At 60.1% G+C, this 24,320-nt stretch carries 23 protein-coding genes and 1 pseudogene; 10 read left to right on the top strand and 14 right to left on the bottom strand.

Annotated elements, in window-relative coordinates:
- Nucleotides 1-350: 350 nt before the first annotated feature.
- From G485_RS26300 to G485_RS0112720, 3 genes are all read right to left on the bottom strand, one after another.
- On the bottom strand, nucleotides 351-818 hold the full coding sequence (locus tag G485_RS26300; RefSeq protein ID WP_169732317.1) for a YdeI/OmpD-associated family protein: 468 nt from the start codon (nucleotides 816-818) through the stop codon (nucleotides 351-353).
- 182 nt (nucleotides 819-1,000) lie between these two features.
- Nucleotides 1,001-2,239, bottom strand: a complete 1,239-nt coding sequence (locus G485_RS0112725) for a glycosyltransferase family 2 protein (protein WP_027092880.1) — start codon at nucleotides 2,237-2,239, stop codon at nucleotides 1,001-1,003.
- A 332-nt stretch (nucleotides 2,240-2,571) separates the two neighbouring features.
- Nucleotides 2,572-3,732, bottom strand: a complete 1,161-nt coding sequence (locus G485_RS0112720; protein ID WP_027092879.1) for a glycosyltransferase family 4 protein — start codon at nucleotides 3,730-3,732, stop codon at nucleotides 2,572-2,574.
- A 201-nt stretch (nucleotides 3,733-3,933) separates the two neighbouring features.
- Here G485_RS0112720 and G485_RS0112715 point away from each other — a divergent pair, with 201 nt between their 5' ends.
- A complete protein-coding gene (locus tag G485_RS0112715) occupies nucleotides 3,934-4,461 on the top strand; it encodes a phosphatase PAP2 family protein (RefSeq protein ID WP_027092878.1) in 528 nt (175 codons plus the stop codon).
- Nucleotides 4,462-4,493: 32 nt separating this feature from the next.
- Here G485_RS0112715 and G485_RS0112710 read toward each other — a convergent pair whose 3' ends face one another.
- The 6 genes from G485_RS0112710 to G485_RS0112685 all read right to left on the bottom strand — a co-directional run bounded on the left by G485_RS0112710 (nucleotide 4,494) and on the right by G485_RS0112685 (nucleotide 9,358).
- Nucleotides 4,494-6,173 carry an ABC1 kinase family protein gene (locus G485_RS0112710; protein ID WP_027092877.1) on the bottom strand — a complete coding sequence of 560 codons (1,680 nt, stop codon included), beginning with the start codon at nucleotides 6,171-6,173 and terminating at the stop codon, nucleotides 4,494-4,496.
- 53 nt (nucleotides 6,174-6,226) lie between these two features.
- The gene (locus G485_RS26295; protein ID WP_051318239.1) at nucleotides 6,227-6,565 is read right to left on the bottom strand and encodes a phasin family protein; all 339 of its coding nucleotides are present in this window, start codon (nucleotides 6,563-6,565) and stop codon (nucleotides 6,227-6,229) included.
- A gap of 71 nt (nucleotides 6,566-6,636) precedes the next feature.
- Nucleotides 6,637-7,215 (bottom strand): sterol desaturase family protein, encoded by a 579-nt coding sequence (locus G485_RS0112700; RefSeq protein ID WP_027092876.1) that lies wholly within the window; start codon nucleotides 7,213-7,215, stop codon nucleotides 6,637-6,639.
- 31 nt (nucleotides 7,216-7,246) lie between these two features.
- Nucleotides 7,247-7,924 carry a DNA-binding protein gene (locus tag G485_RS0112695; RefSeq protein ID WP_027092875.1) on the bottom strand — a complete coding sequence of 226 codons (678 nt, stop codon included), beginning with the start codon at nucleotides 7,922-7,924 and terminating at the stop codon, nucleotides 7,247-7,249.
- Nucleotides 7,925-8,171: 247 nt separating this feature from the next.
- Nucleotides 8,172-8,981, bottom strand: coding sequence for a tRNA (guanosine(46)-N7)-methyltransferase TrmB (gene trmB, locus G485_RS26290; protein WP_051318238.1), 810 nt, complete (start codon nucleotides 8,979-8,981; stop codon nucleotides 8,172-8,174).
- Nucleotides 8,982-9,172: 191 nt separating this feature from the next.
- Nucleotides 9,173-9,358 (bottom strand): hypothetical protein, encoded by a 186-nt coding sequence (locus G485_RS0112685; RefSeq protein WP_027092874.1) that lies wholly within the window; start codon nucleotides 9,356-9,358, stop codon nucleotides 9,173-9,175.
- A 322-nt stretch (nucleotides 9,359-9,680) separates the two neighbouring features.
- On the opposite strand from G485_RS0112685, the gene mnmL reads away from it, so the two are divergent.
- The 6 genes from mnmL (at nucleotide 9,681) to G485_RS0112650 (ending at nucleotide 14,705) form a co-directional block, all read left to right on the top strand.
- Nucleotides 9,681-10,640: a tRNA modification radical SAM protein MnmL/YtqA gene (gene mnmL, locus G485_RS0112680; protein WP_027092873.1), complete on the top strand. Its 960-nt coding sequence runs from the start codon at nucleotides 9,681-9,683 to the stop codon at nucleotides 10,638-10,640.
- Between the two features lies 1 nt (nucleotide 10,641).
- Complete coding sequence (locus G485_RS0112675) at nucleotides 10,642-11,271, top strand: class I SAM-dependent methyltransferase (protein ID WP_027092872.1); 630 nt, start codon at nucleotides 10,642-10,644, stop codon at nucleotides 11,269-11,271.
- Nucleotides 11,272-11,308: 37 nt separating this feature from the next.
- Nucleotides 11,309-11,713, top strand: a complete 405-nt coding sequence (locus G485_RS0112670) for a VOC family protein (protein WP_027092871.1) — start codon at nucleotides 11,309-11,311, stop codon at nucleotides 11,711-11,713.
- The gene (locus G485_RS0112665; RefSeq protein ID WP_027092870.1) at nucleotides 11,710-12,687 is read left to right on the top strand and encodes a type I phosphomannose isomerase catalytic subunit; all 978 of its coding nucleotides are present in this window, start codon (nucleotides 11,710-11,712) and stop codon (nucleotides 12,685-12,687) included. Before G485_RS0112670 ends, G485_RS0112665 begins: the two co-directional genes overlap by 4 nt.
- A gap of 65 nt (nucleotides 12,688-12,752) precedes the next feature.
- On the top strand, nucleotides 12,753-13,205 hold the full coding sequence (locus G485_RS26285; RefSeq protein ID WP_156922312.1) for a DUF5367 family protein: 453 nt from the start codon (nucleotides 12,753-12,755) through the stop codon (nucleotides 13,203-13,205).
- Nucleotides 13,206-14,171: 966 nt separating this feature from the next.
- On the top strand, nucleotides 14,172-14,705 hold the full coding sequence (locus G485_RS0112650; protein ID WP_035156009.1) for a MogA/MoaB family molybdenum cofactor biosynthesis protein: 534 nt from the start codon (nucleotides 14,172-14,174) through the stop codon (nucleotides 14,703-14,705).
- 103 nt (nucleotides 14,706-14,808) lie between these two features.
- On the opposite strand, the gene G485_RS0112645 is transcribed toward G485_RS0112650, so the two are convergent.
- Nucleotides 14,809-16,287 (bottom strand): DHA2 family efflux MFS transporter permease subunit, encoded by a 1,479-nt coding sequence (locus G485_RS0112645; protein WP_027092867.1) that lies wholly within the window; start codon nucleotides 16,285-16,287, stop codon nucleotides 14,809-14,811.
- Between the two features lie 157 nt (nucleotides 16,288-16,444).
- Here G485_RS0112645 and G485_RS0112640 point away from each other — a divergent pair, with 157 nt between their 5' ends.
- Complete coding sequence (locus G485_RS0112640) at nucleotides 16,445-17,023, top strand: TetR/AcrR family transcriptional regulator (protein ID WP_027092866.1); 579 nt, start codon at nucleotides 16,445-16,447, stop codon at nucleotides 17,021-17,023.
- Nucleotides 17,024-17,111: 88 nt separating this feature from the next.
- On the opposite strand, the gene G485_RS26280 is transcribed toward G485_RS0112640, so the two are convergent.
- The 4 genes from G485_RS26280 to G485_RS0112615 all read right to left on the bottom strand — a co-directional run bounded on the left by G485_RS26280 (nucleotide 17,112) and on the right by G485_RS0112615 (nucleotide 22,122).
- Nucleotides 17,112-18,866, bottom strand: coding sequence for a B12-binding domain-containing radical SAM protein (locus tag G485_RS26280; RefSeq protein WP_035156006.1), 1,755 nt, complete (start codon nucleotides 18,864-18,866; stop codon nucleotides 17,112-17,114).
- 224 nt (nucleotides 18,867-19,090) lie between these two features.
- Nucleotides 19,091-19,273: a hypothetical protein gene (locus G485_RS0112630; RefSeq protein WP_027092865.1), complete on the bottom strand. Its 183-nt coding sequence runs from the start codon at nucleotides 19,271-19,273 to the stop codon at nucleotides 19,091-19,093.
- 349 nt (nucleotides 19,274-19,622) lie between these two features.
- Complete coding sequence (locus G485_RS0112620) at nucleotides 19,623-20,969, bottom strand: GH1 family beta-glucosidase (RefSeq protein ID WP_027092864.1); 1,347 nt, start codon at nucleotides 20,967-20,969, stop codon at nucleotides 19,623-19,625.
- 109 nt (nucleotides 20,970-21,078) lie between these two features.
- Nucleotides 21,079-22,122 (bottom strand): hypothetical protein, encoded by a 1,044-nt coding sequence (locus G485_RS0112615; RefSeq protein ID WP_027092863.1) that lies wholly within the window; start codon nucleotides 22,120-22,122, stop codon nucleotides 21,079-21,081.
- 161 nt (nucleotides 22,123-22,283) lie between these two features.
- On the opposite strand from G485_RS0112615, the pseudogene G485_RS26275 reads away from it, so the two are divergent.
- Nucleotides 22,284-23,138 (top strand): annotated as a pseudogene (locus G485_RS26275) (lysophospholipase).
- Nucleotides 23,139-23,329: 191 nt separating this feature from the next.
- Nucleotides 23,330-24,133 (top strand): Cof-type HAD-IIB family hydrolase, encoded by an 804-nt coding sequence (locus G485_RS0112605; protein ID WP_027092862.1) that lies wholly within the window; start codon nucleotides 23,330-23,332, stop codon nucleotides 24,131-24,133.
- Nucleotides 24,134-24,320 lie beyond the last annotated feature (187 nt).

The following is a 24,320-nucleotide window of genomic DNA, read 5'->3' as shown; positions in this document are numbered from 1 at the left end:
GCATGTAGTCCAGCACCAGACGCAGACGATCCAAGTCTCCAAGCGTTTGAATTTCATTCCACTCAAACAGTTTCAGTTGTGGTATAATAGCCATAGCAGGCGACCCCTCTCATAGTGAAAATTGTTTTCTCGTCAATTACAATTTTACCATGGATGGACTCGCCTGTTTACTATTTATTACCACATCGGGAGGCTGGGGTGGAATTTCGCTCCGCCTCTCTTTTTACGCCCATAGCCCCGCATTTTTCCGCTTGTTTTTGGGGTAAAATTTATTTTCGCTCATCTTTCAACCTTTGTCGCGTCCGGTTTCCCGGACATCGCAATTAGCTTGCCGCAGGAGCGATTGCCGCTCAGCTGCGGAGCTTGCGGCCCTCGGCCAGCCGTTCAACCGCCTGGGCGATGCGCGAGCGGCGCGTTTGCTCCCGCTTGGCCGATTCGATCCAGTTCACGTATTCTTTGCGGTAGGAATAGGCGAGCCCCGTAAAAAAGTCGAGCGCCTCCGGCCTCTCTTCCAGCGCGGCAAGCAAATCCTCCGGCACGTCGACCGTCCGCTCCTCGGTGTCCGCCTCGAGCGCGACCCGCACGACGTCGCCGACTTCCGCTCCTGCCGCGGCGCGAAGCACGCTGCCGACGACAAGATAGTGCGTGCCGTCCCCGTGAGGCAGCAGCGAGCTGCGGAACGTCGCGCCGTTCACCGTGCCCCGCACGCGCAGCTGGCCCTTGCCGCCGAACGCCGCGGCCGCGTCGAACGGCACGTTGACGTACACCCACGTTCCGATTCCCGGCGGGCGCAACAATGGACCCTCGAACTCCCGCAAAGCGCTCCCTCCTTCTCCTTTTCCGCAGCCGACGCTTCTCGTCTTCCTTACCGTACGCCATTTTCCCGGCGCCGTCAAATCCCTGCCGCGTCCCAAAAGAAAGACGGCCCCTTCGGGCCGCCCCATGACCTGCCGCGATTGCGACACCCCTCTGATCTTGCGCCCGCCGTCTGCGAGCCGACTTACATTTGCTTGCCCTGCACCTCTTCGAGACGAAGCACGCGCGTGTGCTCCGTATGGCTCCACGTCTTGTTCTTCTGCGTGAAGAACGCCCAGAACGTGATCGGCCACCACGAGAAGAAGAAGATCGGGAACGTGATCAGGCGAACGTAGCTCCGCCAGTTCACTTTCTCGAGCAGCATGGCCAGCGGACATTGCAGATAAATATACAGAGCGACCGGAACCGCCGCCCAGTCCGGAATGACCGAGTAGATCGAGTCGAAATGCGGCTTGCCCGGCAGCAGCAAGTCGAACCAGAGCGTAGCCGTCAGCGTAAAGCCGATCAGGAAGTTATAGGCGTTGAAAATGTAAAAGGCGGCGTCGATTTTCACCCAGCTCCGCTCCTTGATGCCCTGCCAGAGCGTCGGGAGCATGTAGCGCCGTGCGACGTCGAAGTGTCCTTGCATCCAGCGAAGGCGCTGGCGGGCGGACGCCCGGAACGTGATCGGCTTCTCGTCGTAGACGCGCGCGTCAAAGTTGAATTTCGGATAAATGTTGCGTTGAATGCAGCGAATCGTGAACTCCAAATCCTCCACAAGGCTCGTTGCGCCCCAGCCCATCTCCTTCAGAAGCTTGGACTCGAAGCACATGCCCGTTCCGCCGAGGAAGTTGGACAGGCCCAGATTGTACCGCGGAAGCTGCCACAGGCGATTGCAGAACCAGTAGTTGATGCCGTTCGCCGCGCTGACCCAGGAATCGTGCGGGTTTTTGGTGTCCAGGTAGCCCTGGATGACGCGGTGCCCGTTGATGAGATCCTCGTTCATGTACTTGAGGAAATCCGTCGCGACCAGGTTGTCGGCGTCGAACATGACGACGGCGTCGTACTCCCTCGGCCGTTTCCACAGCTCCTTCAGCATCCATTCGATGGCGAATCCTTTGCCCCGCTCGCGGGGGTTGTGCCGTTCGCAGGCGTAAACGCCCGGATACGAGCGCACGACGTCGGCCGTCCCGTCCGTACAGTTGTCGCAAATGACGAAAATGTCGTAAAGCTCCCGAGGATAGTCCATTTTGAGCAGGTTTTCCACGAGCGCTCCGATGACGGTCTCCTCATTGTGAGCGGCCACAATGAGCGCGAACGACTTCGTCGGACGATGCGTGATCTTCTCCTTTTTGCGGTACCATCCGAAGAACGAGAGCAGCACCTGGTAAGCGCCGATCAGGAAGAAGACCACCTGCAAGGCCAATAACAAGCTGTTCCACATATTCAGTTTTACCCCCTAGACCCTTTTGCCCGCGCCGGCGCGCCCCTTTTGTTTTTTGTCGGGGACTTTTGCGTCGGGCGCGAGATGCGTGTTTTTTTATCTCTCTCTTTGTTTGAAAAACACAACTTCGATTTTCTGTTCTTCGGACCGCTTTGTCAAAAGTCCGATTCCACCGTAATCGAGCCTATGGACGAAAGATCAGGGAATGAGCCCCATCCATGGGGGGAAGCGGAACGGATTCCTCCCGTTTAGAGGAGCATTCACGTTATTCCTCCGTTTCCGTGACCCCGGACCCTGCTTCTCGCCAAAAGTCGATCTCCGAATCGCGCCCGTCATCCCGCCGCGGTTCCCGTTCCGGACGACGCCTCGGCCATGCTATCCAGCAAGCGGCCGAACACGTCGTCCCACGAGCGCGAAGCGGCGGCGGCAAGCCCGGCCGCGGACAGCCGGGCGCGCAAATCCGCGTCGGCGGCAAGCCGCATCAGCGCCCCGGCGAAGGCGTCCGCATCGCCCGCCGGGCACAAGAGGCCCGTCTCGCCGTCCCTGACGGTGTCGGGGACGGCTCCCGCCGCCGCGCCGACGACCGGCAGGCCGCACGCCATCGCTTCGAGCACGACGTTGCCGAACGTCTCCGTCGGCGACGGGAACAGCATCGCGTCGGCCGCGGCCATCCAGCGCCGCAGCTCCGGCTGCGGAATCGCGCCGAGGAACCGGGCGCGCACGCCGCGCTTCGCCGCGAGGAGGCGGAGCGCGTCCGCGCACGGACCTTCGCCGGCCAGCACGAGCTCGGCGCCGATGCGCGAAGCCGCGAAGCGCGACACCGCCTCGACGGCCAGCTCCGGCTGCTTCTCGGGCGCGAGCCTGCCCGCGCACAGAACGACGAAGCGGGAAGACGGAATGCCCGCTTCCGCCAGGAAGGCGTCCCGGTCCAGCCCGGGACGGAACACCGAAGCGTCGATGCCCCGGCTCCAGATTTCGAGTCCTCTCCAGCCGTCCTTGGCGCATTCCTCAAGCACGGACCGGGAAGGGACGTAGACTTTGCGGCAGGGCCGATGGAACCATCGCAAATATCTCCATAGAAGTTTACCCATCCATTGCAAATTGTAAAACGGCAAGTACCGTACGAAGTGGGTGTGGTGGGAAGCGACGAGCGGCAAGCCGTGCTTGAGCGCCAGTCGCCTGCCGGTCATGCCGGTGCCGAACGGCGTCGCCACGTGGACGACGGTGGGCCGAAAGTCCAGCAGCTTCCGTTCGGCCGCGAAGGACACGGGAGCCGCGACGCGCAGCTCCGGATACAGAAAAAAAGGAACGCTGGCCAGCCGCTCCGCGACGCCGGGAAGCTCCGCTTCCCCTCGCGGCCGGGCCGGGGCGAAGACGAGGCAAGGCACGCCCCGCTTCCGCAAATAGGCGATCCAACGTTCGAGCGTCTTGGCCACGCCGTTCACTTCCGGCGCGTATGTATCGGTGAACAGCGCCAGGCGGACTTCTTCCATCCTTATCGCCTCCCTGAACTTTCCTTCATCGTAAAGGAAGGAAGTTATCGGGGTGTCAAAGAATTGTAAGAAGAGAGCGTCAGAACCGCCTGGACTTCGGACGGTTTACATCCCCTTAGCGCTCCGTTCATATCGGCCTTACATGGGAAGGTTAAGCTGTTAGCGAAAGCAACTTGAGAACATGCGGAGGGGAGAATGGGAATGAGCCGTTTTTACCGCCTGCTGGAGGAGATGGAGGGGCCCTTGTTCCTGCACGTGAACACGAGGTGGAACCGCGAGGCGCTGAACCGCCTGTTTTTCGTTCTTACGCTCATGGGCGGAGCTACGTTCTGCCTGGGCTTCTCGCTGCTGGCGGGCTTGTTCGGCCATGGCGCGTGGAGCACCGCCGGCTGGCAGTCGCTGGCGGCGGTCGCCGTCAGCCACTTGCCGGTCGCCATCGCCAAGCGCAGCGCGCCGCGCAAAAGGCCGTACCAGGTGTATCCGCACGCGAACACCGGCAAGCGGCCGCTGCGGGACCCGTCGTTCCCTTCCGGGCACACGACGGCCGCCTTCGCGATGCTGACGCCGTGGATGATGGCCCAGCCGCTTCTCATTCCGCTGCTCCTGCCGATCGCGTTTGGCGTCGCGCTCTCCCGCGTCTACTTCGGCCTCCACTATCCCAGCGACACGGCGGCCGGCGCGCTGCTCGGCAGCGTGACCGCGCTGCTGGTCTCCTTCTGGATCTCCTGAGCGCCTCCAGGCGCCGAATTCCGCCCCGCGAGTCAGAACCGCCCGGATTTAAAGATCGAATAGATGAGCCACAGGAACATCGCTCCCGCCACGCCGAAGCCGATCTCGATGGCGGGAATGCGCCACAGCATCGTGTTCTGGTGGCTGATGGACGAGCCGACGATCAGGCCGACCATGAGGATGCTGAACGAGAGCAGCACGATGCTGAACGACAGGCGATTGCCGATCTTGTCCAGCTTCTTGAGGAAATCCTCCCGTTCCGGAATGCTTAGCTCCAGCTTGATTTTGCCTTGCTTCGCCACCGTCAGCAGCTCCCGGAGCTTGCCCGGCGCTTCGGTCAGCCATTCCGCGTATTCCGGAAGCTTCCGGCCGAGGCCGGTCAGAATCCGGACGGGATTGACCCGGTCGAGCAGCAGCTGGCGCCCGAACGGCTCGGCGACCTTCAGAATGCTGAAGGAAGGATCGAGGGAAGAGACGACGCCTTCGGTCGTCATAAGCGTCTTGCCCAGCAGCGTCATGTCGGAAGGAATGCGAATGTTGTGCCGCCGGGCCAGATCGAACAGCCGGCGGATGGCTTCGCCCAACTGGATCTCGCTGAACGGCATCCGGTAATAAAACTCTCTCAGCTCGTCCACGTCGGCCCGAAGCGCCTTGCGGTCCGCTTCTTCGGGGACGAGGCCGAGCCGTTCGACGGCCCGGACCACGCCGTCGGTGCTCTGACCCCGCAGCGCGATGACGAGCGAGGCGAAATGAACCTTCGTCTCGGGCGACAGCTTGCCGACCATGCCGAAATCGAGCAGAGCGATGCGCCCGTCCGCCAGCGACAGCACGTTGCCCGGATGGGGATCGCCGTGAAAGAAGCCGTCGACGAGGATTTGATGGAGAATGGCGGTGACCAGCTTGCCGGCGATGTCTTCCAGCGGACGGCCTTCCTGCTCCAGCCGTTCCCGATCGGACAGCTTGATCCCGTCCACATGCTCCATCGTCAGCACTTTGTCCGACGACAGTTCCCGGTAGACGGCGGGAATATGGACGAACGGGAGCGCTTCGCTCAGCACGGCGAACTTCTCCGCGTGGCGCCTCTCCCGGTCGTAGTCGAGTTCCCCGAGCAGCGCGGCTCCGAGCTCCTCCGTCATTTCCTTCAGCCTGTAGCGCCGCGCCCAATCGAGCCGCTTCTCGGCGAGCGCGGACAGATCCGTCAGAATTTCCAGATCGGTCTCGATCGTCGCCCTCACGTTCGGCCGCTGAACCTTCACCGCGACCGGGGTTCCGTTCCGAAGAACGGCGTAATGGACTTGCCCGATCGAAGCGGCGGCCAGCGGAAGCTCCGCGAATTCGCGGAACGACTCCCCGATCGGGGCTTTCAGCTCCGCTTCGACGATGCGGCGGACGTCGTCGAACGCAAAGGGGGGAACGTCGTCCTGAAGACGCTTCAGCTCCGCGACGAATTCCGGAGGAACGAGGTCGCTGCGCGTGCTGGCGAGCTGTCCGAGCTTGACGAACGTCGGACCGAGCTCCTCCAGGAACATGCGCACGCGAATGGCGATCGACGTCTTGTCCGAATCCCTCTTCTCGCCGGTCCACAGCACCCGGTAAGGAACGAGATCGGCGAGGCCCAAGTCTTTGACGACGTAACCGAAGCCGTACCGGACGAACGCGGATACGATCTCCCTGTAACGGTGAAAGTGCCGGATTCTCCTGCCCACGTTCATCGGATGGCCTCCCCGCGGTTGTTGTTGGTTCGCCCTTCAGCCGGCGTTCCCCTTCAGGGAACGTCCGAATCGGGCTTGCTGGCCGCGTCGCCTCCGGTATTCTCCAACCGGGCGATGAGCCGGTCCAACCGCTGCTCCAGGCGGGCGATGTCTTCCTTCGTCGCCCATTTCTTGTCGCCGACGACGGCCTGCACCCGCTCCTGCACGAGCGCTTCAATCCGGCGCTGCGCTTCCTCGCCTTTCTTGAGCAGATCGTCCACGAACGCGAACGACTCCGCCCGGCTCATTTCCCCTTTTTTAACCAGTTCGTCCACCAGCTTCTCCGTCTGTTCCTTGGTGGCGGCCGCGATGCCGAGTCCGAGGGACACCGCCTTGTTGACCCAATCTTTCATCTTGAATCGCTCCTTCCGGGATGTCGGCCTGCATGCCGATAGTTTGGGTAGGCGAACCCTCATCCATTCCGTTATTGCGGCAATCCGGATTTTTTCTTCGGCGAAGGCTTATGCGTTCCGAGCAAATAGTCGAGCGTAGGATGGGAAACCCCGTACCAGGCGTGTTCGTCCATAAAGTGGTGCAGCAGGTGCTTCTTCCTCATCCATTTGCCCCAGGGGGTAATCGGAGTGATCGGCCGGTGGGCGACGTAATGCATCCATTGATAGTAAAGCTGGAACAGAGCGGTTCCCGCGATCCACGCGCAGACGAGCGGCAGGTCGCGAAGCGCCGCCCACACGACCAGAACGTAGACGGCGTAAGCCGACGCGTCGTAACGCAGCGGGCTGAACAAATGCTCCAGTTCGTTCGGGTGTTCGTGGTGGGCGACGTGTCCCCGGTACATGGCGGGGATGAGCCTGGGGAACTGGTGGAGCAGGAACCGGTGGACGACGTATTCGAAAATGGCATAGACGATCATGCCGCAGACGAAGCAAACGACGGTCATGTAGCCTTGGAACGTCGCGATTGTCAGCGCCAGGCCGGCGACCGTCAGAGCGACGATAAACGCAATCATGGAATTGGAGAAAAATTCGCGATAATACCGAGCCATCCGAATCAAGCCTCCGTTCGTTTCTGTCTGTTCAAACCAACGCTTCCAGCAACAAATCGGACATCATGGCCTTCTCGCGGTCGGTGAGACCCGCGACGGATTTCAAATAGGTGCCGATCATCTCGGCGATTTCGCTTCCCGCCTCCGACATCGATTGGGCGAGCGTGCCGAGCACCGCACCCGCCAGCATCGTCATGCGCATCTCCCCGGTCGGCGCTTTGCGCACGACGTTCCGGACGAACTCCTCCGTCGTGCCGCCGGCTTTGCGCAGGTGCGCGACCAGCAGCCCGACGCCGTACGCGCAATATTCCAGCTTGCGCTTGACGGACCGCATCTCCGCCGTCATCCGCCCGAGCGCCTCGGCCCTTCCTCCGTTCCGAAAGGCGCGAAGCGAGCCCAGCACGGCGGTTTTGATCGCCTGCCACTCCTCCTCCCGGCAGGCGGTGTCAGCCGATTCGGCCTCGACCATCTCCTTCGCTTGCTCCGTCGGGACGAACAGCACCTGGGTTCTGCCCGAGTCTCCTCCGTTCGCCGCGTAGCTGCGAATAAGAAGGCCCATTTTCTCCATAGCCTTCATCATATCGTATGCGGTCCACTTGCTGACACCGAGGGCGTTCGCCAGCGTCGCGTAATGAATGGGCAGGTTCGTTCTGCGATACAAATCGACCAGCTTCCGAAGAAATTGCCTTCGTCTTTTGGTCAGCAGCACAGGATAAGGCCTCCCTCGTTCCCCGTCCGCGCGCTTGTTCGGGCGCGGCGGTATTTTTGGGTTTTTTGGGTATCTACTTTCATCATAGACGATTGGATAATATAGTCAACGTAAAAAAACCGCCAGAAATGACCCTGGCGGCTCGTTATCGGGTTTAGACCGCGCCCGATCTCGCGATTGCGGACGCTGGATTCGCCGTTCCGGACGGAACGGCCTGCTCGGCGCCGAAACTTCGCAGGCGGCCCCTCTACAGCGCCGGCCCCGTCCCTCCGCATGCGGAGCCCTCGGGCGCCGCGGCGGACGCGTCCCCCGCTTCGCGCTTCCGGGCCTCCGCTCTGGCTACCGAAGCTTGCAGCTCCGCGGCGACGGCGGCCCGGTGCCGCTCGATCGCCTCGCGGCCGACCACCGCTTCGAGCCGGTAAATCGGCATGCCCTGCCCGACGAATTTCGCTTCGTATTCGGTCAGAACGAGGTCTTCGCGAAGCCCGCTCCGGTGAAGGTCGAGCGAAATGTTGCGCATCTGCAGCAGCGAATCCGAGAAGCTGTTGAGTGAATATTCGAACAGGCTTAACGAATCGGTCTTGAAATGAATCTCGCCCCGTTCGTTCAGAACGCGTTTATATTTATCGAGGAAACGGGGATGGGTCAGCCGGCGCTTCGCATGCTTGCTCTTCGGCCACGGATCGCTGAAGTTCAAATAAATCCGTTCCAGCTCGCCCGGCTCGAACATGTCCTCGAGATGCTCCACGTTGCCGAGCACCAGATACAGGTTCGGAACCTCGTCCGATCCTTTCTCCTTCCACACCGCTCTCGCTTTCTCGCTTCCCTTGCGGAGCAATTCGTCGTACATGTCCATGCCGAGATAGTTGATTCCGGGATTGTTGCCGCTCATCCGGCTGATGAACTGGCCCTTGCCCATGCCCAGCTCGACATGAATCGGGTTGTCGTTGCCGAACAGCTCGCGCCAGCGGCCTTTCCACCGATGGGGCTCCAGCACGATAAGGTCCGGCTGCCTCTCCAGACTCTCTCTAGTATGTTTCTTTCCTCGCAGTCGCATGACTCGTCCTCCGCTTCGATTCCGCACGATAGCGAACCGGCGCTTGCTTCGTGCCGCTCCGCTTGATAAGCCGTTCCCTATTGTGCCCAATTCGCGCACGATTGTAAAGAGGAAGAGCCCTGGCGGCCGGAGCGGTCCCGGTAAAAAAAAGACCGCCGCGGCTCCTCGCGGAGCGCGTGCGGTCGGACGCTTCAGTTGATCGTGCGGCGATCTTCGATATACTGCTGGTCGAGCGCTTCCTGCAGCTTCCGCTTGGCAGACACTTCGACGTTGTGGTTGCCGTGGAACTTGATGCCCGTAAGCGCCATTGCTTCCTTGACGGTCAGTTCGACCTTCATCGTATCGTCTCCTTGCGGGATCTTAACGGTAGTGGTCATGATCCTCACCTCTCGCTTTCTCCTGATTGGGTGTGTAGGGTTAGCGTACCCTGCGGCTGGAGCAGCTATGAGTTTCATTGCCAAAGTTGGAGGTCGAAAATTGCAATTTTCGTTGATTTGGCGCACTTTTAATATAACACATCATGTTAGGTTTTTCAAGCGAAAACCGCTTCCGTCTGCGCCCGATTCGCGAAATTCCTTTTTATCGGAAAGCGCTTTATCGCCAAAAACCTTTTATCGGGCGTTCGCCGCGTTCTCGCCAACCCCGCTGTTTTTCGGTACAATAATCGCAAGGCATTCCAAGCAAGGAGCGGTTCACTTCATGTCAACGACCGAAACGGCCGCCGCACGGCCGCCGCTGTGGAGCGGCAAACGATTCCATACGTGGAACCACGAAATGCGCGAGCGGTTCGGGACGAAGGTGTTCAAGGTGATGTTGGACGCGGGCTTCACCTGTCCGAACCGGGACGGCACGATCGCGGCGGGCGGCTGCACGTTCTGCAGCGCCCGGGGCTCCGGCGATTTCGCCGGCAGCCGGCGCGACGACCTCGTCACCCAGTTCAACGAGGTGCGGGACCGTCAGCATTTGAAATGGCCGGACGCCAAGTATATCGGCTACTTTCAGGCCTACACGAACACCTACGCTCCGCTCGCGACGCTGAAGGAATATTATGAAACGATTCTCGCGCAGCCCGGCGTCGTCGGCCTCTCCATCGCCACGCGGCCCGACTGCCTGCCGGACGATGTCGTCGACTATCTGGCGGAGCTGAACGAGCGGACGTATTTGTGGGTCGAAATGGGGCTGCAGACGGTGCACGAATCGACGTCGAAGCTGATCAACCGGGCGCACGACACGGCCTGCTACGTCGACGCGGTCGAACGCCTTCGCGCCAGAGGCATCCGCGTCTGCGCGCACATCATTTACGGGCTGCCGGGCGAGGACCGCGACATGATGCTCGAGACCGGACGCCGGACGGCGCAAATGGACGTGCAGGGCATCAAGATCCACCTGCTCCATCTGATGCGCAAGACGCCGATGGTCCGGCAATGGCGCGAAGGGCTGCTGCGCTTCCTCGAACAGGACGAATACATCGGCCTTGTCGTCGATACGCTCGAGATGCTTCCGCCCGGAATGATCGTCCACCGGCTGACCGGGGACGCCCCCCGCGACCTGCTTATCGGCCCGATGTGGAGCCTGAAGAAGTGGGAAGTGCTGAACGGTATCGACGCCGAGCTGGAGCGCCGGGACAGCTGGCAGGGCAAGCTTTGGAGGGAGCGTTGACATGGGCTTCCTCTCGGTGCTCAGCGCGGCGCAGCGCTGGGTCGCGGAGCGGGCTGCGCCGGGCTCGGTGGCGATCGATGCCACGGCCGGAAGCGGCGTGGACACGCTCTTTCTCGCCCGCACGGTCGGCGCGGGCGGCCATGTGTACGCGTTCGACGTGCAGGAGGCGGCGATCGCGAGAACCCGCGCCCGGCTGGAGGCCGCAGGGCGCGCCGGGGAAGCGCCGGCGAGCGGGGGCCGCCGGGGCGGTTCGGCCGGCGGCGGGTTGGCGCCGGTCACGCTGCTGCTCGCGGGGCACGAGCGGATGGCCGAACTGGTCGCGCCCGAGCATCGCGGAGCGGTGCGCGCCGTCATGTTCAACCTCGGCTACTTGCCCGGCGAGGGCGGAGATCGGCGCGTCATCACGCGCCCCGAGACGACGCTCGCCGCCATGGAAGCTGCTCTCGGCCTGATGGCGCCGGGCGGCGTGCTGACCGCCGTTGTCTATCCCGGCCACGAAGGCGGGGACGCCGAAGCGGAAGCCGTGGAGCGATGGATGGCCGCTCTCCCGCCGACCGTCGCGCAAGCCGTCCAGTACCGCTACCCGCAGAAGCCCGCTTCCCCCTATTTGCTTGCGCTGGAGAAGCGCTAGGGAACCGTTCAGATCACGAAAGAAGGAGCGATGGCATATGGCCGTCAAAAAAATCGAGCATGTCGGCATCATGGCAAGCAATCTGGAGGCTTCCATCCGATTTTACACGGATGTCGTCGGTCTTGAGCATCTGGAGACGATGACGCATACGAACGGGGTCATCCGGCTGGCGTTCCTCTCGTTCCCGGGGCACCGGGATACCGAGATCGAGCTGATCGAAGGCTATACCGGCCAGGTGGCGCCGGAAGGGAAAGTGCACCACGTCGCCTTCGCGGTGGACGACATCGAGCAAGAATACCGCCGGCTCCAGTCGCTTGGCGTAAACGGGCTCGATGCCGAGCTGACGACGCTGCCGAACGGCAGCCGCTACTTCTTTTTCCTCGGGCCCGACGGCGAATCGATCGAATTTTTCCAATCCACCAGAGGAGGACAACCGACATGAGCCAAACAGTAAAACCGTACCCGCTGCACTTCAAACCGGAATTCAAGGAGCGCGTCTGGGGAGGCCGTGCGCTCGAGCGCTTCGGCTACGACGTGCCGGAAGGCCGCATCGGCGAAGGCTGGATGATCGCCGACCATCCGCATGGCGTCTCCCACGTGACGAACGGCGAACTGGCCGGGCAAGGGCTGGATCAGGTTCGCGAGGCCTTCGGCGCCGAGTGGTTCGGCTCCAAGGGCAGCCGTTCGGGCAACGGACGATTCCCGCTGCTTATCAAGCTGCTGGACTGCAACGACGACCTGTCCGTTCAGGTGCATCCGACCGACGATTACGCGGGACTGCCGAAGGGAGAGCTCGGCAAAACCGAAATGTGGTACGTGCTGGACGCGAAGCCGGGCGCCAAAATCATTTACGGCCTGAAGCCGGGCGTCAATCGCGAGTCGTTCGCAGCCGCGATCGCGGAGAATCGCATTATGGACACGCTTCAAGAAGTGTCCGTTGAAGCGGGCGATACGTTCTACATTCCGGCCGGCACTGTCCATGCGCTGTGCGCGGGCGTGCTTGTGGCCGAAATCCAGCAGAACTCCGACACGACGTACCGCGTGTACGACTACAACCGTCCCGGCCTGGACGGCAAGCCGCGCGAGCTGCACATCGAGGACTCCCTGAACGTCACCGCTTACGAAGGCGCCGGGGCGACCCGGATGAAGACGGACGGCGCGAAGCCCGGCGAGTGGCTGAGGCTGGCGAAGTCGCCCTACTTCGCCACGGACAAAGGCATCGTCCGCGGCGAATGGAAGCTGGCGACGACGCCGGAAAGCTTCGACATTGTGATCGTGGCGGAAGGCTCCGGATCGATCCGCTGGGAGAGCGGCCTGATCGACGCGAAGGCGGGCGACTGCTTCCTTCTGCCGGCCAACCTGGGCGATTACGCGCTCGCCGGCGAGATGACCGTGCTGCGGAGCCGCGTCGAATAGAAGAAAAAGGCGTCTCTGCATAACGCAACATTACGGATGCGCGGATGCGCGAAAGGAAGACGAAGATGATACGCCAAACGTTAATCTTGATCGGAATCGGAATCGCGATGTGGGCGCTGGCCACGCTGTTTTTCATCCTGTTCGGACATTGGGTGCTGGTCGATACGGGGAATCCCCAATTCGGGGCTTCGTTGTTCTTGCTGGAAGCTCTCACCGTGCTCATCCTGCTCGGGCTCTCGCTCATTATCCGACTGCGTCTGTTCCCCGAGCCGGGCTCGGCGACGAGGCTCGGCTTTATCGGCGCGGCGGTCGGCTTGCTGCTCGACACGTTCTCGATCTGGTATCGCGACAACGTGTTTCCGAAATTCGACGAAGGCCAACACCACGCCTTTACGATCTGGATGACGCTGGCGTACGCCCTCTTCCTTCTAGTGCCCGCGATTACGGACCGTTTCGTCCGGTCTCCGTCCTCGCGCGAAGCCCGTCCGGACGCCGTCGAAGCTCCGGATCGCGAATAAGCGTTGGTCTCCTAATCGCAGACCGCAGAACCTCCGTTGCCATTTCGCATGGCAACGGAGGTTCTTTGCTTTAAGCGCTCCTCCACACTCTCTCATTGCAATGCGATAATCTCCCTCGGCTGAGGATGCCCCTTTTTCCGGCCCCACCTCCTGCCTGTGCTGAATGGCTCATTTGGAGGCTTATCCCCGTACCTCAGATGGCGTGGTCGTTTCTTCTTCTTCCTAAAAAATCGCCTTTGAAACAAGAACATATGTTTGCTATAATCCAAATATAGGAACATATATTCGGTTTGAGGGGGAGCCGTGATGGATTGGAAGTTGTCTATGGAGGCCTTCTGTAGATTTACTGCGGGATTGGTCCCAAGCATTTGCAGGCTTACTTGGACGAGTACGGCTACCGATTCAACTTCACTTCCAGTGAAGATTCGATCGTGCGGGATCTGCTGCGGCAGTGCGTCTCGCGCCCCGTCATTGTCTGATAAAAAGACGTTCTAGGTAATTATGGACGGCTCTAAGACGTTTTTTAAGGCTAGCCTCAAAAACATGGTTCCCTTCCTCCGCGCCTTTTCTGGGGAGGTTTTTGGCGTTCCGTCTTTTTTCTGTAAAGGATTCACGGCAAACGGATCGCAGAACTGGACATGCAGCAGGGCAACGACTGTCGCGTGCTCGGATAAGCTGTTGTCAAACTTCATAAATACCGAACTCGAACAATGAGGCAATACATGCTCCGCTGAGCAGCGGGGATAAGCCCGCAAAAATGGTAAAAAGGGAAAGCAAGGGGGGCGGAACCGACTAAGAGACGAGGATAGAAAAAATTAGATAGTTTGGAGAGGTACCCGGATGTTGAGACACCAAGGTAGGCAGAGGAACACAAATTGCAGCCTTGTCCGTGCGAGGCGCCTCTATCTTTGCTAAACTTAAGAAAAAAAAGCGGTTGCCGCGCGCAGCCGCGAGGAGAGCGAGCCCATGAGCGAAATTTCGTCCACCGAACAGCACCGGCGAGAGGCGCCGTCTTCCGTCTCCTGCCTGATCGTCACCGTATCCGATACCCGCACGCCCGACACCGACAAAAGCGGCCGGCTGGCGCGCGAGTTGCTCGAGGAGCACGGGTATATCGTCGCCGGGATGCGGATCGTTCCCGATGAATACGCCCGTATTCAGGCACTCTTGCGGGAGGCCGCCGAGGATCCGTCCATCGAAGCCGTTCTGCTGAACGGCGGCACCGGCATCGCCGGCAGAGATACGACCTACGAAGCGGTGCGGGATGTTCTGCAGAAGGAAATGCCGGGGTTCGGCGAAATTTTCCGGATGTTGAGCTATACCGAGGACATCGGCTCCGCCGCTATTCTGTCCCGCGCCATCGCCGGCACGGTCGGAACGACCGCCGTCTTCTCGATGCCCGGCTCGACCGGGGCGGTCAAGCTGGCGATGACGCGCCTCATCTTGCCGGAGCTTCGCCACGTCATGCGGGAAATTTACAAGGACGCGCCCGGTCGATAATCGTACTGTACGTGTCGGTGGTGGAGCTTGATAGTTTGGACAAAGAAAAAGCGTCGTCTTCTCACGCAGCGTGGCGGAGAGACGACGCTTTGCACTTGAAGCCTCAATGCATGCCCGGAGAGCCTGCCGCTTGACCTTCCGGCGCTTTCGTCCGGCGGATGAACAAGCCGATGATGAACGCCACGATCGCGATCATCAAACCGATCCAGAAGGCATCGTTAACGCCGGCGACGACGCCGTTCGCAATTTCAACCGGATTGGTCGGGTCTTTGGACGCGCTCATGTAATTTTTCGTCCCGTTAGACATAATGCTGATGAACAACGCGGTGCCGATCGCGCCGGACACTTGCTGCAGCGTGTTCAGAATCGCCGTGCCGTGCGGATAAAGCTGGGGCGGCAATTGGTTAAGCCCCGTCGTCTGCGCGGGCATCATGACCAGCGAGATGCCGATGAGCATAACGATGTGAATGGCGATGATGTATCCGGTGCTCGTCGAAGCGTCGAAGCCCGTGAACAGGTATAGGGCCACGATGACGATCGCGAGACCGGGGATGACGAGCACCCGCGGCCCGAATTTGTCGAACAGCTTGCCCGAGACGACGCCCATAACCCCGTTCACCATGCCGCCCGGGAGCAGCATCAGCCCGGATTTGAACGCGGTCAGGAACAACGCGCCTTGCAAATACAGCGGAATCAGCGTCATCGAAGAGAACAACGTCATCATCAGAACGAAAAGCAGTACGGTGACGAGCGAGAACATCGGATATTTGAACACCCTCAGGTCCATGACCGGCGACTTCAGCACCAATTGCCGCCAGATGAACAGAGCGAGCCCGACGCCTCCGACAATGATCGGCCAGTACACTTGCGGATCGGACCAGCCGTTCTCGCCCGCTTTGCTGAAGCCGAAAACGATGCCGCCGAAGCCGATCGTGGACAGCAGAATGGACAGAATGTCCACACTGGGCTTGGTCACCGTGGATACGTTCCGCAAGAAAATGGCCGCGATCACGATCGAAAAGGCCGCCAGCGGAAGAACGAGAATAAACAGCCACCGCCAAGCCAGCGAATCCAGAATTAAGCCCGATATCGTCGGACCGATGGCCGGCGCGAACATGATGACGAGGCCCATGAGGCCCATGGCGCCTCCCCGTTTTTCCGGCGGGAAGATGACCAGAATCGTATTCATCATGACCGGCAGCAGGAGACCGGTGCCGAGAGCCTGTACGACACGCCCCGTCAACAGCAATTCAAATCCGGGCGCTGCCGCCGCGATCAACGTACCGGTGAAAAACAAGATCATCGCAGACAAAAACATTTGCCTCGTCGTGAACCATTGTTGCAAAATAGCCGTAACCGGAACGAGCACCCCGATGACGAGCATGTACGCGGTGGCCAACCATTGAACGGTCGAATAGGATACGCCCAGCTCCTGCACCAGGTCGGGCAGCGCGTTCCCGAGCAGCGTCTCGTTGAGAATCGCGACGAACGCTCCGATAATAAGCGCGAACACAATCGGACCGCGCTTGATTTTGCTCAGATCGACCGCACTTCCCGTTTGATTTGTACTTGCGGCATTCATGTCTTTACGATAAACCTCCTGTTCCTCTCCCCAACATTTCTACACTTGTATACTTAATTTTACAAATGTATAGTTATTAATATACACTTTTTTAGGGTTCCACAGTCAAGAACCAATTTTGTGCCAACTGTAGCCTAATCTACAAAGGAGGCTTCATATGTATACGAACGATTCGGGGAATAAGACCGATCTGCGCGTACGCCGCACCCGGAAGCTTCTGTGGGAATCGCTGATGTCGCTGCTGGAGTACCGTTCATTCGAGTCTCTCAGCGTTCAGGAAATTTGCGACAACGCCATGGTGCACCGAACGACGTTTTATAAGCACTTCAGGGATAAATATCAATTGCTCGCCTACGGCCTCGAAGAGGCGAGAGAGAAGTTCGCGAGCAGAAGCTATAAAGACCGGATCTTGCGTCCGATGCAGATGTTTGAGGAGATGGGGCATATGCGCCAGTTCCAGACGCTTCTGAATGCCGAGCAAAGAGGCGGCACCCTTGGCTGCATTATGCAGAAGCACGCCGAGGATTCGCTGAAGCGTGACCTCACGGAAGCGGAGAAAAAGGGCGTTCGTTTTCCCGTGCCCGTGGATGTGATCGCCGCCTTCTATTCGGGCGCCATCGCCGCTCTGGGAGCCTGGTGGCTGAGACACGAAGCTGCCGTATCCGCCCAAGAGATGGATGAATATTTGGGCCGGTTGATCAATTTCGACACCTTTTTCCCGGAGACCGCCAAATAAGAAGCGCCCGTCAAAAGCCGGCCGTAGCGCGGCAGTCGTCCGTCCGGGCACCCCCCATTGTTTTTGCGTCCAACTTCTTCCGCCTAACCTAATCTTGCAGAGATACGCGGCTTCCGCAAACGACGGGCCGCGGAAGCGCGACGAGCCGCGGAGGCGCCTCTTCGCCTCCGTACAGCACGACCAGCAGCGTCTCCGCGTCGAACGAGAGCTCCCCCCGCTCCGTCCAGAGCGCGTAGTCGAACGGCAATCGGTCCAGCGCCGCCCGCTTGGAGAGCTCGCGCTCGTCCATGCCGAGCGCCTCGGCGGCCCGCTTTCGCTCGGACGACCAGTCGTCCTTGTCCATCCGTTCTTCCCACCAAACCTTGCGCGGCTTGTACTTGTGCTGAAGGAAATAATCGATCTTGAGCAAGCCGAGCGCAAGCTCCGGATTCAGCTTCGGATTGGCGTCGTGGCGCAGGAACGCCCACAGCCGGACGAACAGATCCTCAAGCTGATGGCCGATGCGCTGCCAACCCCGCTCTTCCCAGTAGTCCCCGAATTTCTGGAAGAAGTCGAACGGCGACGGATAAGCCGTCTGCGTCAAATATTCCATCGTCCGGTCCATCCGGTGCGCGTTCCAATATTTCTCGAGCACGTCCTCGACCCGCTTGATCCGCACGATATCCTCGAACGGCAGCAGGTCGTTGCCGAGCATCTCGTAAGGCGCGCGGTCCATGTACACGTAGCCGTACTTCTCCGCGTTCAGACGCAGTCCCGTTCCCCGAAGCATTTTCAGAAAACCGAGCTGCAGTTCCTCCGGCCGAAGCGCGAAAACGTCGTTGAACGTTTGGCGGAACCGGTTGTAATCCTCGTGCGGCAAGCCCGCGATCAAGTCGAGATGCTGGTCGATCTTGCCGCTCTCCTTCACCTTCGTGACGGTGCGGACGAGCTTCGTCCAGTTCTGGCGCCGCTTCACGGCCAGGTTCGTCTCGTCGTTCGTCGACTGGACGCCGATCTCAAACCGGAAGATGCCCGGCGGCGCATGCTCGGCCAGGAAGTCGAGCACCTCCGGACGCATGATGTCGGCGGTAATTTCGAACTGGAACACGCAGCCCCGGTGGTTGTCGATGAGGAATTGAAAAATTTCCATCGCGTATTCGCGCTTGATATTGAACGTCCGGTCGACGAATTTGATCAGCTTCGCTCCGTTGTCGATCAGATAGGTCAGGTCGGCTTTGACCCGCTCCATATCGAAGTAACGGACGCCGACTTCGATGCTCGACAGGCAGAACTGGCAGCTGAACGGGCAGCCGCGGCTCGTCTCGAAATAGACGACACGGTTCGGAAGCGACGGCAAGTCCTCGGCAAAACGGTACGGTGACGGAATGGCGTTCAGATCGAGCTTGGGCCGGCCGGGGTTGATGACGACCTCCCCGTTTTTCCGGTAGGCGAGGCCGAAGACGAAATGGAACTTGCGGCTGCCGGACAGCTCCCGCAGCAGGTCCCGGAACGTCTCCTCTCCTTCGCCCATCACGATATAATCGACCGCCGGCAAGCGGTTCATCCAGAACTCGGTGTCGTAGGACACCTCCGGTCCGCCGAGCACGATGGCAGCGTCGGGCAGCACCTTGCGCAGCATGTCGATGACGGTAATCGTCTCTTCGATGTTCCAGATGTAGCACGAAAAGCCGATGACGTCGGGCTTCCGCCGGAACAGGTCGGAGACGATCGCCATCGCCGGGTCCTTGATCGTATATTCGGCAATGTCCACGTCGAACTCGCTTTCGGCGAAAGCTTTCAAATACCGGAGGGCGAGCGAAGTGTGAATATATTTGGCATTCAGCGTCGCAAGAACGACGTTCATAAGCGGTTAATCCTCTCATCTTGCAGTCTCTCTCTATTGTAACGGATAAGCGGGCGGAATGACAAAGCAACCGGCCGCCCGGCGCATGGCGCCCCGGCAGCGGCGCGGGAACATCCGGGGCGCCATGCGCCTCCGTTAAACGGCATTCGAACCGCCGCAGCGCCGCATCCCTGTCCGGGCAACGGCGCTGCGGTGCGTAACGGCATCTTCGCCGCGATCCCTTCTCAAAAATCGTCGTCGTCCATCGCTTCGTACACGTCTGACTTCCGAGGCGCCCGCGTCATTTCCTCCGCTTGGCGAATTTGCTTTTTCATCGCCCGATACCAAGCGTCGTAGGATTGATCGAGCTGAAATTCCCGGGCGGGATCTTCATGACGGTCGGAGTCGAATTCCCGATCTTCGTCCATCCCGGTGTCACCTACCCTTTAATGGATTGAAGCCACTCTGCGTAGCACAGCCCGCATAAAAGCTCAAGGCCTTTCTCTTTGCCTTCCTCGTCGTATTTCGTTACGGTATGCGCCGAGTCGGACTCCTGCTCACAGTAATCGCAAATAATGGCCATGTTTCCCATCCTCATGATGTCTTGTCTTGCTAGCGCCGTGTACGCAGTATGCGTAGCTTCGGACCAATCTATCCGGCAGGATGGGCAACGACGCATAGGTGTCCTTGAACGGCGAGATAAAACGTAAAAAAGGCCCGGCGAAGCAGCGCCTCGCCGAACCCCTATGCCGGGCCTCCCGGACCCAAAAAGCCGTCTTACACTTCCAGCCCGCCGTCCTTGATGACTTGCTGGATGAAGTAAAAGCTGTCCTTCGGATAACGCTCCAGCGTCTCGTAGTTCGTGTAGACGATGCCGAAGCGTTTGTTGTACCCTTCCGCCCATTCGAAGTTGTCCAGCAGCGACCAGGCGAAGTAGCCCTTGAGCGGCACGCCGGATTCGATCAGCCGATGGCATTGGATGAAGTGCTTCTTGTAGTAATCGACGCGCTTCGCGTCGTGAACGCGGCCGTCGGCGGTCAGCTCGTCTTCGTAGCAAGCCCCGTTCTCCGTAATATAGATCGGAATGTCGCCGTAAGCTTCTTTGACCCAGGAGAGAACTTTGTACAACCCGTCCGGATAGACGTTCCAATTCATATACGTCTTGTCGAAGCCGATTTGCACTTCTTCGCAGTCGAACAGGCCTTCTCCCTTCTTGTAGCGCCCGAAGCCGCCGCTGTAGAAGTTCACGCCGATGAAGTCGATCGGCTGCGATATCGTCTCCAGGTCGCCCGGCTGGATCGGCACGGTGACGCCCTTCTCGCGGAACCAGTCGACCATGAATTGCGGGTAGGAGCCTTTGAAGGTCGGATCCATAAACCATTCGTTGTTGTAAGCACGCTGACGGCGAGCGGCCGCGACGTCCTCCGGCTTGGTGGAATACGGCTCGAACCAGTACAGGTTGTGGGTCGTGCCGATTTGGCCCTGGATGCCGAGCGAGCGGAATTTCTTGACCGCTTCGCCATGCGCGACCATGCAGTTGTGGGCGACGGTAACAGCCAATTGCAGGTCGGTGTTGCCCGGCGCATGGGCGCCGATGTAGTTGGACAGGAAGGAGATGCACCACGTCTCGTTAAACGTGATCCATTGCTTCACTTTGCCGCCATACGCCTTGAACGCCACTTCCGCGTAATTCACGAAAGCGTCGATCGTCTCGCGGTTCGCCCAACCGCCCTTGTCCTGCAGCGCTTGCGGCAAATCCCAGTGGTAGAGCGTCACGCAAGGCTCGATGCCGGCCTCCAGCAGAGCGTCGATGACGCGGTGGTAGTAGTCCAGCCCTTTCTCGTTCACTTCCCCCGTTCCTTGCGGGAAAATTCGGGGCCAAGCGATCGAGAAGCGGTACGCCTTGACGCCGAGCTTTTTCAACAGCGCTACGTCTTCTTCATAACGGTGGTAGCTGTCGCAGGCGACGTCGCCGTTGTCGTTGTTAACGACTTTGCCCGGCGTATGCGAGAACGTGTCCCAAATGGACAGTCCCCGACCGTCTTCCTGATAAGCGCCTTCGATCTGATAGGACGCGGTGGCCGTACCCCAAACGAAATCTTGCGGAAAAACCAATTTAGTCAAAGCCTATCCCTCCGCGCGAATGAAATGGATGATGTAAAACGTTTTCTGTCTACCATTGTAAATCATTTCGCGCGGCAATGGGGGCTTTGTTGCTGTACGATTTTGGCGATTATTTATTCGGATTGGCTACGCCGAGCCGTTCCAAAATTTTCGCCTGCATGCCGTCCCGGAACGCCTTGACCTCCGGAATGTCGACCTGCTGTCCGTCCTTGCCCTTCTTGAATACGGCGCCGCCCGTCTTCTTCAATACGTCGAGGAATTGCTGTGCCATCTGGGCCGTAACCGTGTCCGGATGCTCCGCGACGACTTTCTCGTACTCGGCTTTCACTTTGGGATCGATCTTGAACGTCTCGAATTCGAAAACCGGCGTATTGTCAAGCCCGATCAGCAAATCCCACATGTATTGCAAGTAACGTTTGGCAGCCTCTTGGCGCTCCTTCGATTCGGGATAATCTTTGACGTATTTTTCGGCCGCGAGCGCGCGATTGGCCAGCTCATCCCACGTAATGACGAGTCCGCCGTCAGCCGCGGTTTTGGCGTCGGATTCCATCGCCAGCAGCGCGATATAGTCCTTCATCTCGGCGGAGAGATGGGCGTCGAACCGCTTCAGCTTGCCGTAATCGACGACCGGGAAAACGAACCCTTCCGCCGTCTCCAGCTTGTAGCCGCCGGCGACCGCTTCCTCGATCGCCTTGCGGGCCGTCTCGTCCTTGATGCCCGCCGTCTGGTCGTCCGTGAACGGCCATTTCAGCGACTGCAGGTTTTGCTGCACGGCGTCCGCCTCGAACGTCTTCTCGACATCCTGGAGACGGGCATCGTAGTAGGCGAGCAGCTCCCGGATCATCTCATCCGCGATCTCCGGCTTCACTTGCGGGATGGAATCGTCCAGCAGCTTGCCCAGCTCCGAAGCGGCGGCGCCGGCTTGAACCTTGGCTTTGAAGTCGGCCAGCAGCGCGGCGCCGTTGTCCTCGCCCGGCGATGGCGACGCGGAAGCCGTCTCGGCCTGCGCCGGTGCGCTCGCCGTCGGCGAAGCGGGAGCGGACGGACTCGAAGCTCCGCCGCTGTTGTCGGAAGCGCAGCCCGCGAGCAGCGCCGCCAGCATGGCGGCGGAGGTCAAGGCGAGCGCCGTTTTTTGGGACCGTGTGAATCTCATCGTTTGTGTTCCCCTTCCTGGTTCGGCTCTTGTTATTTGTGCCGTCTGTTTAAAGAAACGGAGAACATACGAAAAATGTTGCTTGCCAAGAAGATTGCTTTTGATCCGAAATTGGGCTACAAAGGAAGAAAGTGCGCGAAAAACCGGAAGGAGGACATTGAATGGCGGATCGGGAATGGGAATGGCCGCTCGCGGACGGAACCCGAATGTACGCCTGCGAATGGCTGCCGGAGCTGCGGAGCGAGGCGCGGGGCTTCGTTGGAATCGTGCACGGGATGGGCGAGCATGCCGGACGTTACGAGCACGTAGCGAAAATGCTAACGGAAGAATGATATGCCGTCGCCGCATTCGATCAATACGGGCACGGCAAGACGCCAGGACGCCGCGGTCACGTGCCGAGCTATGAGGCGCTGCTGGAAGGGCCGGACCGGCTGGTGAGAGAGGCGCGCACCCGTTACCCGGGGGCGCCGATCTTTCTGTTCGGCCATAGCATGGGCGGCAACGTGACGCTCAATTATTTGCTGCGGCGGCAGCCGGACATCGCCGGCGCCATCGTCACAGGGCCGTGGCTCAAGCTGGCGTTCGATCCCCCGCAAGCCCAGGTCCTAATCGGCCGGCTGCTCGAACGCGTATATCCGCAATACTCCAATCATCGTCCCCTTGCCGCCGAGCGTCTCACCTCCGATCCGGAGATGATTCGCCGGCTGTCGGAAGACCCGCTCGGACACGGGCATATTACGGCGAAATTTTTCTTCGGCGTCCGGCGGTCGGGAATTTGGGCGATCCGGCATGCGGATCGGTTGCGCGTTCCGTTGCTCCTCATGCACGGAGACGACGACAAAGTGACCTCTATCGCGGCCAGCCGCCTGTTCGCCGAAGCCGCGGGAAGCCTGTGCACCTTCGTCGAATGGCCGGGCTACCGGCACGAGTTGCACAACGAGGCGGGACGGGCCGCCGTGTTCACCGTCATCCGGCAATGGCTGGCCGATCATGCGCCCGGCGGAACGACGGAATAAGCCTTCTCACGGGACCCGCAGCGACCGGCGAGCGGTGTGGCGCCGCATGACGGCAGTCAACCGCATGCGGCATGAACGCCTCTTGGCGCAGTTACCGCAGAAGCGAACGGGTTGTCGGCAGCGCCGCCGTTGGGATACAATCGGAGAATAGCCTAGCTCCGATAGGAGTCAAAGGAGAGAGAAACCGCACGATGACGAAGTATCGTTTTATTGCCATGGACTTGGACGACACGCTGTTGACCGACGAGTTGACCGTAAGCGACAAAACGCGCGAAGCGATGGCCCGTGCGTTGGCGCAAGGCGTACGGCTTACGATTGCAACCGGCCGCATGTTCGCTTCGGCCCAGCGGATCGCGAAGCAGGTCGGACTGAACGTGCCGATCATCACGTACCAAGGCTCGCTGGTCCGCAACCTGCTTGACGAGCAGGTGCTCTACGAACGTTCGGTGCCGATGGAGACGGTTCGCATCTTGTACGATTATACGCGCGAGCACGGTCTCCACCTGCAAACCTACATCGACGATCAGCTGTACTCCTTCGACGGGGGCGAGAAACTGATCGGGTACGCCAAGCAATCCGGCATTCCTTACAAGATTGAGCCGGATCTCGACCGGCTGCCGGAAGGCCGCCACACGAAGCTCGTCATCATCGACGATCCGCAAAAGCTGGACGACCTCATCCCCGTCCTTCGCCCTCTGCTCGGAGACGGGGTGCACATGACCAAGTCGAAAGCGAACTACCTCGAGTTTCTTCATCCCGAAGGAACGAAGGGGCACGCTTTACGCTTCCTGGCCGGCCATTTCGGCATCCCGATGGAGGAGACGATCGCCATCGGCGACGCCTGGAACGACCGGGAGATGATCGAAGCGGCCGGCCTTGGCGTAGCGATGGCCAACGCGGTTCCGGCGCTGCGGGAGATCGCCGATTACGTCACATTGAGCAACAATGACGACGGAGTGGCCCACGTTCTGGAGAAGTTCGTGCTGAACGCCTAATCATGGAAAAGAGCCGCACGCGGGTGCGGCTCTTTTCCATCTCAGCAATGTTGGCGGCGGTGTTCAGAACGAAAAACGCCGCTCCGGACGGAGAAAGCGCCCCCGACCTTCGTCTGTCTGTCGCCGCGCCACTCGCGGTCATCCATCGTCTTTCCGCCAGCCGTCCCATTATCCCGTTCGTTCAGAA

It is taken from the genome of Cohnella thermotolerans DSM 17683 (assembly GCF_000429825.1).
Classification (GTDB): Bacteria; Bacillota; Bacilli; order Paenibacillales; family Paenibacillaceae; genus Cohnella; species Cohnella thermotolerans.
This window is presented reverse-complemented; position numbering and strand designations above follow the sequence as displayed.